This is a genomic window from Shewanella sp. CAL98-MNA-CIBAN-0140 (assembly GCF_040309905.1).
Lineage (GTDB): Bacteria > Pseudomonadota > Gammaproteobacteria > Enterobacterales > Shewanellaceae > Shewanella > Shewanella psychromarinicola.
In genome coordinates this window covers 88,067-105,639 of the sequence record NZ_JBEOPI010000001.1, presented here as the reverse complement: position 1 = coordinate 105,639, position 17,573 = coordinate 88,067, and the positions used below count along the sequence as shown (strand labels likewise).

General features: G+C 42.3%; 11 protein-coding genes. 5 read left to right on the top strand and 6 right to left on the bottom strand.

The genetic code is table 11. The features are described from left to right. Positions 1-147: 147 nt before the first annotated feature. Positions 148-639 (top strand): OmpA family protein, encoded by a 492-nt coding sequence (locus AAEY93_RS00435; RefSeq protein WP_351074359.1) that lies wholly within the window; start codon positions 148-150, stop codon positions 637-639. Positions 640-1,028: 389 nt separating this feature from the next. Here AAEY93_RS00435 and rhlP read toward each other — a convergent pair whose 3' ends face one another. Further along, positions 1,029-1,844, bottom strand: coding sequence for a rhombotarget lipoprotein (gene rhlP / locus AAEY93_RS00430; protein ID WP_351074497.1), 816 nt, complete (start codon positions 1,842-1,844; stop codon positions 1,029-1,031). Positions 1,845-2,186: 342 nt separating this feature from the next. On the opposite strand from rhlP, the gene AAEY93_RS00425 reads away from it, so the two are divergent. Genes AAEY93_RS00425 through AAEY93_RS00415 form a run of 3 tightly spaced genes read left to right on the top strand, consistent with a single transcriptional unit; the run spans position 2,187 to position 9,592 of the window. Further along, entirely contained in the window at positions 2,187-3,260 is a 1,074-nt protein-coding gene (locus tag AAEY93_RS00425; RefSeq protein ID WP_124013870.1) for an efflux RND transporter periplasmic adaptor subunit, read from the top strand. Positions 3,261-3,272: 12 nt separating this feature from the next. Beyond that, complete coding sequence (locus tag AAEY93_RS00420) at positions 3,273-6,524, top strand: efflux RND transporter permease subunit (protein WP_124013871.1); 3,252 nt, start codon at positions 3,273-3,275, stop codon at positions 6,522-6,524. Further along, positions 6,521-9,592 (top strand): efflux RND transporter permease subunit, encoded by a 3,072-nt coding sequence (locus AAEY93_RS00415; protein ID WP_124013872.1) that lies wholly within the window; start codon positions 6,521-6,523, stop codon positions 9,590-9,592. The genes AAEY93_RS00420 and AAEY93_RS00415 overlap by 4 nt, the downstream gene beginning before the upstream one ends. Positions 9,593-9,750: 158 nt before the next feature. Here the strand turns inward: AAEY93_RS00415 and AAEY93_RS00410 are convergent, their stop codons facing one another. Beyond that, positions 9,751-10,431, bottom strand: coding sequence for an SDR family oxidoreductase (locus tag AAEY93_RS00410; RefSeq protein ID WP_124013873.1), 681 nt, complete (start codon positions 10,429-10,431; stop codon positions 9,751-9,753). Between the two features lie 313 nt (positions 10,432-10,744). Between AAEY93_RS00410 and AAEY93_RS00405 the strand changes: the two genes are divergently transcribed. After that, entirely contained in the window at positions 10,745-11,629 is an 885-nt protein-coding gene (locus tag AAEY93_RS00405) for an MBL fold metallo-hydrolase (protein ID WP_124013874.1), read from the top strand. Positions 11,630-12,085: 456 nt separating this feature from the next. Here the strand turns inward: AAEY93_RS00405 and AAEY93_RS00400 are convergent, their stop codons facing one another. The 4 genes from AAEY93_RS00400 to AAEY93_RS00385 are packed head-to-tail and all read right to left on the bottom strand — an operon-like array spanning position 12,086 to position 17,566. Further along, entirely contained in the window at positions 12,086-12,262 is a 177-nt protein-coding gene (locus AAEY93_RS00400) for a Trm112 family protein (protein ID WP_101030794.1), read from the bottom strand. Then, the gene (gene lpxK, locus AAEY93_RS00395; RefSeq protein WP_351074355.1) at positions 12,252-13,259 is read right to left on the bottom strand and encodes a tetraacyldisaccharide 4'-kinase; all 1,008 of its coding nucleotides are present in this window, start codon (positions 13,257-13,259) and stop codon (positions 12,252-12,254) included. The genes AAEY93_RS00400 and lpxK overlap by 11 nt, the downstream gene beginning before the upstream one ends. A gap of 16 nt (positions 13,260-13,275) precedes the next feature. Beyond that, positions 13,276-15,078, bottom strand: coding sequence for a lipid A export permease/ATP-binding protein MsbA (gene msbA / locus AAEY93_RS00390; protein ID WP_124013875.1), 1,803 nt, complete (start codon positions 15,076-15,078; stop codon positions 13,276-13,278). A 37-nt stretch (positions 15,079-15,115) separates the two neighbouring features. Continuing rightward, complete coding sequence (locus AAEY93_RS00385; RefSeq protein ID WP_351074495.1) at positions 15,116-17,566, bottom strand: DNA internalization-related competence protein ComEC/Rec2; 2,451 nt, start codon at positions 17,564-17,566, stop codon at positions 15,116-15,118. Between the last annotated feature and the right edge of the window lie 7 nt (positions 17,567-17,573).

The following is a 17,573-nucleotide window of genomic DNA, read 5'->3' as shown; positions in this document are numbered from 1 at the left end:
AAATTTAAAACCATTAAAAAGTATGTTTTTAATATGAAATAATCATCTAATTAGCTAAAAAACAGTTTTTCTATTGACCCAATAACACATTATCGGTAATTTACGGTTTCTTTTTAATGGACCACATTTTTAAAGGATTAAGCAAATATGAAACGCATCAATCTTTCATTACCCGTAATTGCGTTATTAGCACTTGCGGGGTGTCAATCAGCACCTGTCGTTGTATCTGAACCAATCAAAACATTTTCTATTTCTCCAGAGTGTATTGAATATACATTACAAGCAGATAATGAAATGATTATTGGGTTCACTCCTGTGTATTTCGAAGTTAATAGTGATAAGTCATACAATAAGCTTGATACTCACATGTCTTGTGTTGCGACTTACCTAGCCAAAAATTCTGATAAAGAACTTAATGTTCAGGGCTTTACAGATGACAAAGGCACGGTTAAATACAATAAGGCGTTGGCACAGCGTCGTGCTGATGGTTTAGTGGAGTTCTTAAGATCTTTGGGCACATCTACCGAACAATTAATTTCGACAACTAAAGTTATTGAAGATAACGGTGTGAAATTAACCAGCTCTGAGCGTTCTAAGACTCGTCGGGTAAACTTTTCTATTACGAATAAATCTTCATAAAAAATGAACGACAGTATTAATAAAATACTGTAATTCAAGTGTATTTATTATGCTTGTCATTGAATCTCAGCTTATCATTAAGCTGAGATTCAATAATTAATCAACAAGCTCTCAGTTATGTTGCACCTTACCCCATCTAAAAACTTGGTTTATTTAAACCATTGTTAATATCAGGGTTAAACAGCGATTTTTTATTTTATTGGTGAATTGTAGCCACACGACAGAGCCCATAATGAAGATGATTTTGCAGTATTAACCCATCACAGATAAAACGACTTCTAAAATATACTGTACACCAGATTAACTGAACTAAGTGACTCATCAATTAATCACTGGTCATTGAAAATAGATAATTGAACATAGGCAATTGAAAATAGTCCCCAATGAGGTTAGTGTTCAACATCCTTACCGAGTTTTAATCGAATGAATAACATTATCAATAATAGTAAGCAAAACTGGATATCAATAGCCTCGCCGCTGTAATTGCTTCTGTGCTCAACGTTGGCAATTTTTTCTTGTTTTACTCTCACTTTAAATCGAGCTAACTCATCGTCTAAGTTTTTAGTCATATCTGTAACTGCCAGGTCAAAACCTTGCATCGATTTTTCTGCTAATGTTTCATCAATGCCTATGGCAGTGGTTCGTTTTTCAAGCTTGCTGATCCCCGGTGCTCTAAAAAGCATTTTTCTACTTTTAATGTCAAACACTGCAGTATCGACAGAGGTTTGTACGGTATTTTCATTGCCCGGAATCACATACATACTCACGATTTTCAAATACAATAACGCGGCATTATTCTCTACAGACTGAGTCACTTGATCGTAGGAAACCAATGCCATGACATCGACATCATATAAACGCCCTACTTGTTCTAATGTGTTAAAACCATCACCGCCAGTAAGATAGGTACTCGGAATAACTTCAATGCGGTCAATATAATCATATTGAACAAAAGCCGCTTTTACTTTTTCAAGTAATTCGTATTGATCCTTATTATGCACGGCCTCTTTTTGAAAGCCTGTAAACGGCACAAAGGCAATACCGACTTTTACCGGTAATGTGAGCAATGGAACTTCGGCGCTATGTACTGCACGGTCTTCTTTATTAGGATACAAAAAGTCCATCAGGCTGCTCGAGGCAGGCTGCTTCCCCGACTGCTGGCTTACCAACGTATTGCATGAAGACAATAAAAAAACTGATGTCATCATAACCAACCATATTGTTTTCTTTTCCGTTTCCTTTTAATTATTTTCCATTTATTGATAACAATGGTTAAGTTCATTTTGCTCATTCAAGCAAGTTGAAATAACTAATCACACCAAAAGTTAATTATCTTCACCATATTAACATTATTAATACAACTCGTCGCCAATCAAAAACAATATAAGATACTGTTATATATAGAATATTAAAACTGGCACAGTTAGTGCTTGTTATTGATAATTAACATTAGTTACAAATGATAACGTGACGCTAACTCACTTAAGCATAACAATAAGTACATTAGCGTCATTTAATTCAAAAAATATAACAATAGCAGGTACCCCATGGATAGGTTCATCAGCATGAAGAAAATGGCAATTCCTTTACTTTGTATTGCAGTATTGAGTGGTTGCAGCGGCGAAGCAGAACAAGCAAAAGAAGATGAAAAATTTGCGATTCCGGTTGAAACCGCTTTAGTCACCACAGGCAATGTATCCTCTTTCTACAGCACGACCGCTACACTTGAAGCACCTGAAGAGTCCCATGTGATGAGCCGCATTGCTGGGATCATCGAAAAGATTAACGTTGAAGAAGGCGATCGGGTTACCAAAGGACAAATACTTGCGGTCATTGATGCCAAGCGTCAACGTTATGATTTCAATCGCTCTGAAGCCGAAGTGCAAATTATTCAGCAAGAATTAAATCGTTTAAACAAAATGAACAACAAAGAGTTTATTAGCCAAGATCAAATGGCCAAGCTCGAGTTCAATCTACAAGCGGCGAAAGCACAGCGCGACTTAGCCGAGCTGCAAGTCAAAGAAAGCCAAATCACCTCGCCCATTAATGGCGTTATTGCCGAGCGTTATGTTAAAACGGGCAATATGGCGAAAGAGTTCCAAGAGCTATTTTATGTTGTCAATCAAGACCAACTTCACGGCATATTGCACTTACCAGAACAACAACTTGCCAGTTTACGAGTGGGTCAACAAGCCAGTATTATTCAACAACATCAGGGTACTAAATCCGATATTATCGACGCAAAAGTACTGCGTATTAGTCCCATTGTAGATGCTCAAAGCGGCACCTTTAAAGTGACATTAGCCGTGCCAAATCAAGATGCAAAATTAAAAGCAGGTATGTTTACTCGTGTTGAACTGAAATACGACACTCACCTAGATGTGCTTACAGTGCCTTATAACGCATTAATCAACCAAGACAATACTCAAGCTTTATATGTGATAAAAGACACTAAAGCACAGCGACGCGAAGTCAGCTTGGGCTTTCGTGAAAATAACACTGTTGAAATTTTATTTGGTGTTGAAGCTGGCGAACAAATAGTCATCCGCGGCCAGCAAAATCTTAAAGATCAATCATTGGTAGAGATTATTACCCCACTTAGCTTCGCTGCTATTCGATAACGGAGCTGGATAATGTCGATAATCAATACTTCTGTTAACCGTCCCGTCACGGTGTGGATGTTCATGTTAGCTGTGATGCTGTTTGGTATGGTGGGGTTTTCTCGCCTCGCGGTAAAACTATTACCCGATTTAAGCTATCCCAGCGTGACCATTCGCACTGCCTATGACGGTGCCGCCCCCGTTGAAATTGAACAGCTGGTGTCAAAACCGATTGAAGAAGCCGTTGGTGTGGTTAAAGGCTTACGCAAAATCAGCTCAATTTCTCGTTCAGGCATGTCTGATGTGGTGCTCGAGTTTGAGTGGGGCACCAATATGGACATGGCAAGCCTTGAAGTACGCGAAAAAATCGACACCATTGAGCTGCCATTAGACATAAACAAACCATTACTATTGCGTTTTAACCCCAATCTTGATCCCATCATGCGCTTAGCATTTTCAGTGCCCAATGCAGATGCGGAGCAGTTAAAGCAAATGCGTACCTTTGCAGATGAAGAGTTAAAACGCCGCTTAGAAGCCTTGTCTGGTGTTGCCGCAGTGAGGCTCTCTGGAGGGTTAGAGCAAGAAGTTCACATTGAATTAAATCAACAAAGATTAAGCCAGCTCAATCTTAATGCTGACCACATTAAACGCCGAATTAACGAAGAAAACATTAACCTTTCTGCGGGTAAAGTGATCCAGGGCGATAAAGAATATTTGGTCAGAACCTTAAATCAATTCAATTCATTAGAGGAATTAGGTCAAGTCATTGTCTATCGAAATGGCCAAACCTTAGTTAGATTGTCTGATATTGCGGTGATCAGCGATGCCTATAAAGAACGCAGTGATATTACCCGTATTGGCGAAGTTGAATCGATTGAACTCGCTATTTATAAAGAAGGTGATGCCAATACCGTTGCAGTGGCGAACAAGCTTCGAACCGAACTCGACAAAATGAACCAAACGGATGAAAGTAATCAATTAGAAATTATTTATGACCAATCTGAATTTATTGAAAGTGCAGTAAATGAAGTTACCTCAGCCGCATTATTTGGCAGCTTGCTGGCCATGCTGGTTATTTACCTGTTTTTACGTGATATTATTGCCACCCTCATAATTTCTATTTCGATCCCCTTTTCGGTTATCGCCACTTTTAATATGATGTATTTTGCCGATATCAGCTTAAACATCATGTCCCTAGGCGGTATTGCGTTAGCCATTGGTTTATTGGTGGACAATGCCATCGTGGTATTAGAGAACATTGACCGTTATAAATCTCAAGGCATGAGTAAAACTGAGGCTGCCGTCACCGGCTGTAAAGAAGTCTCTGGCGCCATTTTTGCTTCAACCCTGACAACACTTGCGGTATTTGTGCCATTAGTGTTTGTCGACGGGATAGCAGGCGCCTTATTTGCCGATCAAGCGCTCACCGTCACCTTTGCCCTACTCGCCTCATTATTTGTTGCCTTAACCGCCATTCCTATGTTGGCTTCACGTCAAGGTTTTACCAGCTTGCCACAACCGGTTGAAGTGACCGCGATGCCTAAACCGACCACCCGTAAAGGATTAATAGCCTATTACTTATTGGCAGTGTTGCTGTTTCCTTTTAAGTTACTGTTTAGCTATTTACCCGCTGGTTTGTTAACCGCAACTATTGTTATAAGCCGTTTCGTTAGTAGCGTGTTTGGCTTGCTGCTAAAACCCATTTGTGCTGGATTTAACGTCCTATATCGTATAGTGGAATCGTTCTATTACCGCGTACTTCGCCATGCCCTGCGGCACCAAGTGTTAACCCTAGTGATCGCTTTAGTGATGACCTTGGCTTCAAGCAGTTTGCTGCCTAAGTTAGGTGTAGAATTAATTCCACCGATGAATCAAGGCGAATTTTATGTTGAAATTTTACTGCCTCCTGGTACTGAAGTCAGTGAAACCGATGCCGTATTACAACAGTTAGCCCTAGCGATTAAAGACCGTGACGATGTTAAACACGCCTATAGTCAAGCGGGTAGCGGTGGCTTAATGACATCGGACACCGCCAGAGGCGGTGAAAACTGGGGCCGATTACAAGTGGTGTTAGCGGATCCTTTAGCCTTTAATACGGTTAGTCAGGTACTGCGCAATACCGCAAGAAATATCCCTGAGCTAGAGGCTCAGATTGAACATCCTGAATTATTCAGCTTTAAAACCCCACTTGAAATTGAGTTGTCGGGCTATGATTTGGTTCAACTTAAACAAAGCGCGGACCGACTGGTTAATGCCTTGTCAGAATCAGACCGCTTTAGTGACATCAATACCACTCTTCGTGATGGCCAGCCAGAGATCAGCATTCGCTTTGATCATGCCCGCCTAGCCGCGTTAGGCATGGATGCACCGACTGTCGCTAACCGTATTGCTCAACGAGTAGGCGGCACTATTGCCAGCCAGTTCACGGTGCGCGATCGTAAAGTTGATATATTAGTCCGTAGTGAATTAAGTGAACGCGATCAAATCAGCGACATTGAATCGTTAATCATTAACCCAAATAGCGCGCAGCCTATTCCATTAAGTGCCATCGCCACCATTGACTTACAAATTGGTCCTTCAGCAATTAATCGTATCAGTCAACAACGCGTTGCCATCGTGTCATCTAACTTGGCCTACGGTGATTTAAGCGAAGCCGTGCTCCAAGCCCAGCAGATACTGGCTAAACAGCAATTCCCTAGCTCAATTCAAGCCAGGTTCGGCGGCCAAAATGAAGAAATGGAACAATCTTTTGAATCGTTGAAAATAGCCCTCGTTTTGGCCATTTTCTTAGTGTACTTAGTGATGGCAAGCCAGTTTGAATCCTTGCTACACCCGCTATTAATTTTGATTGCAGTGCCGATGGCCGTTGCAGGTAGCATTATTGGCTTATTTATTACCGGCACCCATTTAAGTGTGGTGGTGTTCATTGGCCTAATTATGTTGGCAGGTATTGTGGTCAATAATGCGATTGTATTGGTCGACCGTATCAATCAATTACGCCGAGAAGGCAAGGATAAGTTGAGCGCCATTAATGAAGCTGCGCAATCTCGCTTGCGCCCTATCATGATGACCACGCTCACCACCACCTTAGGTTTATTGCCGATGGCAATAGGTATTGGCGACGGCAGTGAGGTTCGCGCACCGATGGCCATTACAGTAATTTTCGGCTTAAGCATGTCTACTTTACTCACATTATTGGTGATCCCTACCTTATATGCGTTGTTTGACCGTAAACAATATACCCAAAATGACCTTGAGCTTAATACTGCGGAGACGCTAGCATGAGTATCACTCAACTGGCGATAAAGCGCCCTGTGACCACCTGTATGTTTTTCTTAGCTATTATGCTGTTTGGTATGGCGGCCAGTCGGATGTTGCCACTGGAAATGTTTCCGGGCATTGATATTCCGCAAATCGTGGTGCAAGTGCCTTACAAAGGCTCCAGCCCAGCAGAAGTTGAACGCGATATCACCAAGGTACTGGAAGAATCACTTGCCACCATGAGCGGTATTGAAGAAGTGCGCTCTGATTCAACCCAAGACGGCGCTTTTATTCAGCTCAATATGAAATGGGGTGAAGAAGTGGCCATGAAAAGCCTTGAGGCACGTGAAAAAATAGACTCGGTAAGACATTTATTACCAAAAGATGTTGAACGCGTCATGATCCAACAATTCTCAACCGCCGACATGCCGGTGCTGACAATCCGTATTTCAAGTGATCGCGAGCTCTCTAATGCATTTGATTTGCTTGAAAAACAACTTCGTAAGCCACTTGAGCGGGTTGACGGTGTATCCAAAGTCACCCTTTACGGAGTTGAACAAAAGCAGATTGAAATCCGACTTGATGCCGATAAATTAGCGGCATCAAGCCTCAACAGTGTCGATTTACGCACCCGTTTACTGGCGGAAAACTTCGTCATCAGTGCTGGTACACTCAGAGAAAACGCTCGAGTGTACCAAGTCTCGCCCAAAGGCGAATTTACCAGTATTGATGATATTAACAATCTGGTTATTGTGCCGGGTATCCGTTTGCAAGATATTGCGAAGGTGAACTATGCCCTACCTGAAAAAAGAGAAGGCCGACATTTAGATCAAAAATATGCCGTGGGTATTGATGTCTTTAAAGAGTCAGGCGCCAATTTAGTTGAGGTGTCAGATCGTGTCCTCAAAGTCATCGAGCAAGTTAAGCAAGATCAGCAATTTAATGGTATCAAGCTGTTTATCATGGAAGACCAAGCCTATGGCGTTAAGTCGTCACTGAAAGACTTACTGCTGTCCGGATTAATGGGCGCGGTATTGTCATTTGGCGTGCTGTATCTGTTTTTACGTAACCTTAAAATGACCTTAGTGGTTATTTCATCGGTGCCAATTTCATTGTGTATGACATTGGCGGGTATGTACTTTTTAGGCTACAGCTTGAATATTCTGTCGATGATGGGGTTATTATTGGCGATCGGCATGTTAATTGACAATGCGGTAGTGGTCACCGAAAGCGTGCTACAAGAAAAACAAGCCGCACACATTGACGACACCTGTCAGAGAAAAGCTAACCAACGAGCCGTGTTAACCGGCGTGGAAAAAGTCTCGTTGGCGGTTTTAGCCGGTACATTAACCACAGCGATTGTGTTTTTACCGAATATTTTTGGCGTTAAAGTACAGCTGACCATCTTTTTAGAACATGTTGCTGTGGCCATTTGTATCTCGCTCGCGGCATCATTATTGGTTGCCAAAACTCTTATCCCACTTATGCTCAATCACTTTCATTTTGAAGTGAAGAGCGCTAATGATAATAATCGCTTAGGGCGTTTTTATGAGCGAAGCCTAAGGTGGATTTTAACCCGACCAAAACGTTCTGGGGTTATCGCTTTGGTGATATTAGCTTCAACTGCATTGCCGTTAAGTATGGTGCAACAAGATCAAGGTGATGGTGAAGGTAATGACCGTTTATACATTAATTATCAGTTAGAAGGTCGGCATAATTTAGCGGTCACCGAGGCGATGATTAACAGCATGGAAGCGTATTTATACAGCAACAAAGACGCATTTTACATTGATACTGTTTACAGTTACTACGCCCCACAAGATGCACAATCGACCATTTTATTGCAAAAAGACATTCCCATTGACATGGGCGAGTTAAAGAAAATGATCCGCGGAGGATTTCCTAAGTTTTCGATTGCCACGCCACAATTTGGCTGGGGTAATGAAAATAGCGGCATTCGCGTAACCTTAACCGGACGCTCAACATCAGAACTTATTCTTTTGAGTGAACAAGTGGTGCCATTACTCGACAACATTGAAGGCTTAGTGGATGTGCGTTCTGAAGTGAATAGTGCCCAACAAGAAGTAGTAGTGGTCATTGACCGAGAAATGGCCGCTCGTCTTGATTTAACCTTAAGCGATATCGCTACAAATATTGCCATTGCATTGCGAGGCTCACAGCTACGGTCATTTCGTCATGATCCTAGCGGCGAACTGCGCATCGAATTGGCCTATGATAAAAGCTGGCAAAATTCGTTAGAAAAACTTAAGCAGTTACCGATTATTCGTCAAGGTGACCGAGTCTATACCCTAGACAGCTTAGCCAAAGCAACCGTGGTGCCTCGATTTGATACTATTCGTCATTTTAACCGCCAAACGGCTTTATCTATTGGCGCAAATCTTGAAGATCTCACCACCGAAGAAGCACAAAAAGAAATTACCCAAGTGATGGACTTGGTGAATTTTCCTAATGGCTACGGCTACTCATTACGCGGTGGCTTTGAACGTCAAGATGAAGACCAGTCAATCATGGCTGTGAATATGATTTTGGCTATTGCGATGATCTATATCGTCATGGCGGCATTATTTGAGTCGCTAGTGTTACCGACGGCTATTATTACCTCAATCATGTTCTCCATTACTGGCGTATTTTGGGCGCTTTGGTTAACCGGTACACCCATGTCGGTGATGTCAATGATTGGCATACTCATCTTAATGGGCATAGTGGTCAATAACGGTATTGTTCTGGTAGACCAAATCAACCAAATGACACCCGATTTAGATAAGCTCAGCAACACGATTATAAGTGTGTGCATAACCCGATTACGTCCGGTATTAATGACCGTCGCGACCACGGTACTGGGGTTGGTTCCATTAGCCTTAGGAGACACCCAAATAGGGGGTGGTGGGCCTCCTTATTCTCCAATGGCCATTGCCATTATTGGTGGTCTCACCTTTTCAACGGTCACTAGCTTGTATTTAGTGCCATTGTGTTACCAAGCCTTGTATATAATGCGCCATAAAGCCGCGATCAGATTAGGTGTAGCCAACACCTTGGCTCACAAACTGTTACCTTGGGCTAATAATGAGTAGCGTCTAGGCTGATCGATTGGGCAACAGGGCACAGTATTGAGCCCTGTATCTGCAGCCACATCTTATTGTGGTCTGGTTATATGGCCACTAACGTGTCTTTTGCTGAGCCGATAGTGAACACCTGTTCGCTTCGATCAGGGCGCGTGATAGCCGCGATATTAATGTGTTGGCATTAAAAATATTTCACGTACACTGCAGCGCTGCTCTGCTTCAATAGCAAAAAGTACCGCTTCGGCTACATCAACCGGGTCTAATTTATCGGGTTTAGGCTCATCAAAAAATGGGGTGTTGACCATACCAGGAGCAATGGTAGTGCAGCGTCCGCCCCATTGGGCCATTTCTTCGGCCAAGTTCTGGCCAAAGCCATAAGCAAACCATTTACTGGCACCGTAAATCGACCCTTTATGTGACGTACGCCCAGCCACTGAGCTGGTTAAAATAAAATGCCCCTTGGTTTCACGTAAGTGGGCCAGGGTTAACTTGGCCGTCCATAACAAGGCTTTGATGTTGATATCGATAAGTTTTGACCACTCATCTGGATCCCCCTGTTCGGTACCCGAAGTGGTTACCCCGGTGCCTGCGTTAGCGAAGGCCACATCCAGTCTGCCAAACTTGTTGATGCCAGCTGTCACGACCTTTTCTAATGCATCAAATTGGGTCGCATCGGCGGCAATGGCTAGGGCATTATCTTCCCCTAGCATGGCCACCAAGTTATCCAATTTCTCTTGTCTGCGGGCAGTCAGTATCACCTTGTGACCGCTTTTGACTAACGTTTTGGCTGTGGCTTCACCGATACCACTAGATGCACCTGTGATTAATACTATTTTTTGTTTTATCATCTGACGTTCCTGTTACTGCAAAATAAGTTAACACGCTCAGTGTGGTGATTTTGTTCATAAATACAAGCCCCAAGCACTACAGGAGGGTAAATAGTCACTGTGGTTAACCCCTAACAGAGATTAGTTATGCTACATAATCTCCAGTTCAACTCACGGGGCGCTTCGTCAAATGATAACAAGCGATATTGAAATACACCGTTGACGCAACCTAGGGCCATGGCACAATGAGTGATCAATTTGCTTTGCTAAGCAGTATTAATCACAATAAATAAACACAATAAATAATCACAATGACAGCAATAAAGGGATAGTCATGAAACTAAGATTTCAACGTCAAATTATCGGCCTCAGTGCGTTAACTATGCTCGCGTTAACCCAAACATTAGCTGTTGCTGATAATAAATTCAGTGATGTGATGATTAAATCCCAAAAACTAGACAATAATACTTATATGTTTATCGGCGCCGGTGGCAATATTGGCGTTTCAGCTGGGGAAGACGGCATATTGATCATTGATGACCAATTTGCGCCTTTAGCAGATAAAATTACTGCAGCACTCAAGCAAATTCAACCCGGGGTGCCCAAATACATTGTCAATACTCATTATCATGGCGATCATACTGGCGGCAATGCCCATTTTGGTGAAAAAGGCACTATCTTAGCGCATCACAATGTCCTCAAACGCCTCAAAGCTGATAGCCGTTCACCCGCGTCAGCATTACCTGTTATCACTTATGCAGAAAACATCTCAATTCATTTTAACCAAGATACGTTAGAGGTCATCCACCTAGGTCCTGGTCATACTGATGGTGATAGTGTGGTTATTTGGGAAAAGGCCAATATTATTCACATGGGCGATTTATACTTTAAAGATCGTTTTCCCTACATCGATTTAGCGGCTGGAGGTTCAGTGACCGGTTATCGGGAAAACGTCAGCATGATATTAAATCGTTTGGACAACAAGACCAAAGTGATCCCTGGTCATGGTGCGTTAGGCGATAAAAATGCATTGTTAACATTTAAGCATATGCTTGATGACAGCATTAATTGGATGCGGGGTGAAATAGAAATGGGTCACGATTTAGCCACCATCAAAAAACAGGGTGTACCGCCCAAGTACGCCAATTGGGGCTGGGAGTTTATCTCTGCCGATAAGTGGATTGAGACCTTATACCAAGATTTAGCCACAAAACCTTAAATTTGCATCTTAACTCAGCTTATCAGCAAATATCCCCCTCTGTTTACAAAAAAAGCTTGCGCTTATAGGCAAGCTTTTTCTTTTCAGCATCAAGGTCTTCTACGACGAGATATCCATTCTGTAATCGTTAAAGGTGCTGGCCTGAAATGCTACAACCCCCAATAGACTGGCTTTGCATTTTTGCTGCTAATATTTAGAAAAGGTCTAGCGAAATAATTGAACCATTGCCAGGATGCTAAAATTGCTGCACTTTTTTCATATTGCTTCCCCACCCACTAAGCGATAACAATGAATGGCTTAGTTAACCCCCTATTATTGGGTCCAATATCGAGATATAAGCTATGTATAAAGACCAACAAATATTGTTGTTTATCGATATTTGCCACCCATTTTAGACAAAAAAAGCGCCCCTGAGGGCGCATTAATGACTGAATACTCAATGACTCAGCTTGTACGTTATTCTGTCACCAAAGCTGTTGCACGATTTTCCAATAATACCGGAATACCTTCGGTAATAGGATAGGCTAACTTATCAAACTTGCAGATCAGTTGTTGCGACTCTTTGTCATATTCTAGCTTACCTTTACATACCGGGCAGGCCACAATTTCGAGTAATTTTTTATCAAATGCCATGAGACAGTCCTTTTTTAGTTTGAGCCACTTGCTGTAATTGGCTCAACAATGCGTGATCAAATTCTGAGTTAAGCTTCGCATTTACAGGTAAATACCACCAGTTTGATTGTGCAAAATCGCGACATTTAACCGCATCTTTTTCAGTCATTAATAATGAATGTTGCACAGATAACTCACTTAATTGCTTTTCATCAAAAGCCTGATGGTCTGAAAACTCAACGGTTTTTACTACTTTATAGCCTAACCGACTAATACTATTAAAGAAGCGTTGCGGATTACCAATACCCGCCATAGCAACAATACTGTGCTGCTGAGTAAATTCATCATTTAGGCTAGTATCGACCTGACAAAGAGGTGCAGGAGCAAGTGTCATCAACACTTCATCATCTTGAGCTGGCCCGCCATTATTGATCACAAAATCAACCGAGCTTAAACGCCCTAAACCTTCTCGCAAAGGCCCTGCAGGCAACAAACAGTGATTACCATAACGTCGCTCACCATCGACTAAGGCAATTTCGATATCACGCCCTAACGCATAATGCTGTAGGCCGTCGTCACTGATAATAACATCCACATCAAAATCAACTAATAACGTCTGTGCCGCAGCAATTCTGTTGGCGCCTACAACCATAGGAACATAAGTGCGAGCGACTATCATAGCGGGTTCATCACCGACATCACTTGCTTTGGCATTGATGTTAACGGCAACAACACCGTCAATATTAACCCCATAACCTCGGCTTATCACACCTGGTTTATAGCCATGTTGGCGTAATAACTCGATTAAATAAATCACTGTTGGGGTTTTACCGCTGCCTCCAGCAGTAATATTGCCCACCACAATCACAGGCACCGGCAACACTTGCACCTGTTTAAGCCCACACAAAAACAGTCCTCGCCGAATAGAGGATATTAACCCAAATAACCCAGATAACGGCAATAATAACCACTTGGCTGGGTGCCCTTGATACCAAATGCGCTGAATAAGCTGTTGCATCACAAACACCCGATCATTATTGGCTAAACTGCATCTGGTAAAGGTTGGCGTAAATGCCTGCTTGGGCAATTAATTCACTGTGATTACCACGTTCAACAACTCGACCTTGATCAATAACCAAAATTTCATCGGCGCTTTCTATGGTGGATAAACGATGGGCAATCACAATCGATGTACGGTTATGTCGAAGATTATCGAGGCCTTTTTGAATCGCTTTTTCAGACTCGGTATCCAAAGCCGATGTGGCTTCATCTAAAATTAACACTGGCGCATCACGTAACATAGCACGAGCAATGGCAAGACGTTGACGTTGACCGCCTGAAAGTAACACCCCGTTTTCACCCACTTGGGTGTCTAATCCCAGTGGCAAGGTATCAATAAACTCCATCGCATAAGCCAGTTCAGCGGCATGGACAATCTGCTCTCGAGTCACTTCTCCTGGGTAAGCATAGGCAATATTATTAGCAATAGTGTCATTAAATAAGGTCACTTGTTGGGACACTAAAGCCACTTGATTACGTAATGATTTTAACTGGTAATCGTAAATGCTGGTGTCATCAAGGCGGATATCACCGGTTGACAAGCCACTATAAAAACGGGTAATCAAACTGGCGATGGTCGACTTACCAGAGCCAGAACGCCCGACTAATGCAATGGTTTTACCCGGTTTAACTTCAAAATCAATACTGTTTAAGGCGGACTTTTCTTGGCCTGGATAAGTAAACGTGACATTTTCAAATGTCAGCTTACCTTGAACACGATCAATACTAAACTCACCCGTATCTGGCTCTGGTTCTGTGTCTAATAATTCAAACACTGTAGTGCAGGCGGCAATGCCTCGTTGAAATTCGGCATTAACACGGGTTAAGTTTTTAATCGGTTGAAGCATGGCTAACATGGCACCTAAAATAGCCGCAAACGTTCCAGCGGTTAAATCCGTTCTCATGCTCTCCCAAGTGGCGGCATACAGTACAAAAGCCAGAGCAAAAGATCCAATCACCATAATGAGCGGTTGGCTAATTGATTGAGCCACCGCTAGCTTCATATTTTGATACCGGTTTTGGTCGTTAACTTTATAAAAACGAGCAACCTCTGTTTTTTGGCCACCAAACACCAACACGTTTTTATGGCCTTTAATCATCTGTTCAGTGGTTGCGGTAACGCCGCCCATTGCAGATTGAATTTGCTTAGAAACCTTACGAAAACGCTTACTGACAATACTGATCACAACGCCCATAATTGGGCCTATCACCAATATGCATAATGATAATTTCCACGAATAGTAGAACATAATGCCTAACATACCGATCGCGGTCATGCTGTCACGGACAATTGAAATCAACGCACTACCGGATGCACGAGCAATTTGTTCAGTATCGTACGTGACACGTGAAATCAAATTACCACTATTTTCGCGGTCGATATAACTCACGGGTAAACGCAGATAATGTTCAAAAACTTGTTGGCGCATATCCATGATGAGCTGTGCACTCATGAATGAGACACAATAGGTCGACACAAAGTTAGCCACGCCACGTATGCTGAACATGACAATAACCGCAATAGGAGCCATTAACATAATGTCTTTATTGGCGTTAAACCCACCATGTGTCGGTAAGTCGACACCAGCAGCTATCGCTGGAGTTTGGCTGAAACCTTCATCAATAAAAGGCTTAATAAATGCAATAAACGCCGCATCGACTGCGCCATAGGTAATAAGGCCTAGAACAGCCATAATAAACATGGCTTTCATTGGGACTATATAGGCCATCAAACGTTTGAAAACGATCCATATTTCATTTTTAGGTGATGCTGACATTGAATCCAATACTTAACTAGCAAACATAAGTGATATTCTACTCTGCTTTAAGTGACTCACCAAACCTAAACAAACGGTTATACCAAAATGGGGCCATTTTTTGCCGATAAGTGGTGACGTAGTAATCATTATGAGTGAAATTGATGCTAATTTGGCCCACATGGCCCGTCTGTAATATTTTGCAGTCTCGCTGTTGATACCTGGTCAAAATATCCAATTTAGGAAAGCCATATTGGTTAGAAAAACCAGCAGTAAAAATGGCTAATCGAGGATTAACGTTATCGATAAACGCCGGGGTAGAAGATGTTCGGCTACCATGGTGTGGAACTAATAAGATATCGGCTTGAATATCAACATTCGCGGCGACTAATGCCTGTTCTCTAGGGGCTTCAATGTCTCCAGTTAACAATACCGAAGACTGGCCATCAGACAGCTTAACCACGCATGATTGGTTATTATCATTACTCTTGGTCGTTAAATGATTACTGATGAAAGTTAACTGCACGCCACGCCAATGTAACTCACCTTCACAAGCTTGCACTGCGGGTGATGACTCAGGCAAGGTTGAGGCTGAGGTTAAAAAATCGGCTATTAATGTCGCCTGCGGAAATTTATCTAGCAACACATTCAATCCACCAGCATGATCATTATCATCATGGCTCACCACGATATAATCAATATACCTGATGCCTTTGCTCGCCAGAAAAGGCAATATTGCACGCTGCGCATAGCTAAAATCGCCATATGCTGCCCCAGTGTCATAAATAATCCCATGTTGACCTTGTTGCAAAACCACCGCCATACCTTGAGCCACATCAATGACATGAAGTTGCCATGGTGCTGAACGTGATGATGACGATGGCGGAAACAATATCTGGTGAGTCACCAACTTGCTCACGATGATTGGTAGCATGAGCACGGCAACCAAAAGGCGAAAAGCCAGTTTACGGTTGTTAGGCACATAACCCCGAAACATCAACAAGATAATTGCAAAAAAAACAAACAGTAATCCCGCCAGTTCCTGTTCAGTTAACGCAAGCTGTTTTAACGGCAAATGATCGCTCAGCTGTAATAACCACGCAAATGGCTCAAGACTTATATTAGCCCACTGAAATATCATCAAGCCAAGGCTTTGCAGTGAAACAAGATCTATGCCCAATAACCACATGACACACAATGCCACTAACCAAAGGCAAAAACTCAGTATTGTTAACGGAATAACCACTAGACTAAACCAAGGTACTAGCAACATATTTAACCAAATACTATGAGGTGAAATTCCACCAAATAATATGCCTTGCAAACCACCTAGGAACAGCGCTAAACGCCATTGAATGGACCACAACACACTCAGTCCATGCAGTATCTTATCCTTTACCTGTTTAGCTTTTTGTATGCATCGTTCGGTCATATCAAATTTAGGAACATCGATACTTTGATTAACGTGATCAGAGCCCAACATAGGTTGTTGATCTACAGTGGTGGATTTTACCGCCAATAAAATGATCACCAAAGCCCCAAACGACAACCATAGCCCAGCACCGAGCGACGCAAAGGGATCGACCAACAGCACAAAAAACAATGCATATACGAGCCGATCCCAATGGTGGCTAAATTGTTTAATCAAGCTGAATATGAGTAACAAAAATAGCATCAATAATGCACGTTGCGTGGCAACAGCAAAACCAGATAAGTAGCCATAACCAAAAGTGAATAATGCAGCAATCACCATTGCGAGTTGAATTTTACCTAAATGTTGCCAAGAAAAAGCATAACGACTCAGCACGATCATTATGGCGTAAAACAAACCAAAAACGACCGATAAGTGTAAGCCCGAAATTGCAACAAGATGCCCTGCTCCCGTCTGACGCAACTGCTGCCATCGTATTGCGCTTAAACCGCTTTTATCTCCAAAAATCAACGCTTGTAAAATATCCCCCTGAGCAAATTGTGCCAAGGTGGGTGACAATGCATCAATAACCTGTTGACGCACAGACATACTGTGACTGAGCAGTTCGGCTCGTTTAACACGACCTTTAGCGATAATATGCTGACTAATGAACTGCTTTTGTTGATTAAAACCACCTTGGTTTTGGATGCTTGAGATCCCTTTGACCTTGGCACTAAATAACCATGTCTGGCCAATAACAATTTTATCTGGCTTTTGCCATGTTAATCGGTAGTATCGCTGCACATTATTAAGCGCCAACGCCTCAAAAAAAGCGTATTGATCAGCTTGATTAATAACGCGCACATCGAAACTAATCCAGTCGCGGTTTTGGCTAACTAGTGATACTATCTGCGCCTTAAACTCAATTTGTTGGGATTTTTCAGCATATTGATGCATAAACAAACAATGAAATAACAGGCTTAGCCAAATGACTGCGAATAAGCAACCAGCCATAAGCGGCCCTTTGCGAAGGCAAAGAACCATAGCCAAGAATAAAATAGGTAACCATCCTATAGGTACCAGCGAAGGCCATAACATCGCTGAT

Excerpts from the sequence above, each read along its gene's own strand:
- AAEY93_RS00435 (WP_351074359.1), top strand. The coding sequence starts at position 148 with ATGAAACGCATCAATCTTTCATTACCCGTAATTGCGTTATTAGCACTT.
- AAEY93_RS00420 (WP_124013871.1), top strand. The coding sequence starts at position 3,273 with ATGTCGATAATCAATACTTCTGTTAACCGTCCCGTCACGGTGTGGATG.
- rhlP (WP_351074497.1), bottom strand. The coding sequence starts at position 1,844 with ATGACATCAGTTTTTTTATTGTCTTCATGCAATACGTTGGTAAGCCAG.
- AAEY93_RS00410 (WP_124013873.1), bottom strand. The coding sequence starts at position 10,431 with ATGATAAAACAAAAAATAGTATTAATCACAGGTGCATCTAGTGGTATC.
- msbA (WP_124013875.1), bottom strand. The coding sequence starts at position 15,078 with ATGTCAGCATCACCTAAAAATGAAATATGGATCGTTTTCAAACGTTTG.
- AAEY93_RS00385 (WP_351074495.1), bottom strand. The coding sequence starts at position 17,566 with ATGTTATGGCCTTCGCTGGTACCTATAGGATGGTTACCTATTTTATTC.
- AAEY93_RS00405 (WP_124013874.1), top strand. The coding sequence starts at position 10,745 with ATGAAACTAAGATTTCAACGTCAAATTATCGGCCTCAGTGCGTTAACT.
- lpxK (WP_351074355.1), bottom strand. The coding sequence starts at position 13,259 with ATGCAACAGCTTATTCAGCGCATTTGGTATCAAGGGCACCCAGCCAAG.
- AAEY93_RS00425 (WP_124013870.1), top strand. The coding sequence starts at position 2,187 with ATGGATAGGTTCATCAGCATGAAGAAAATGGCAATTCCTTTACTTTGT.
- AAEY93_RS00400 (WP_101030794.1), bottom strand. The coding sequence starts at position 12,262 with ATGGCATTTGATAAAAAATTACTCGAAATTGTGGCCTGCCCGGTATGT.
- AAEY93_RS00415 (WP_124013872.1), top strand. The coding sequence starts at position 6,521 with ATGAGTATCACTCAACTGGCGATAAAGCGCCCTGTGACCACCTGTATG.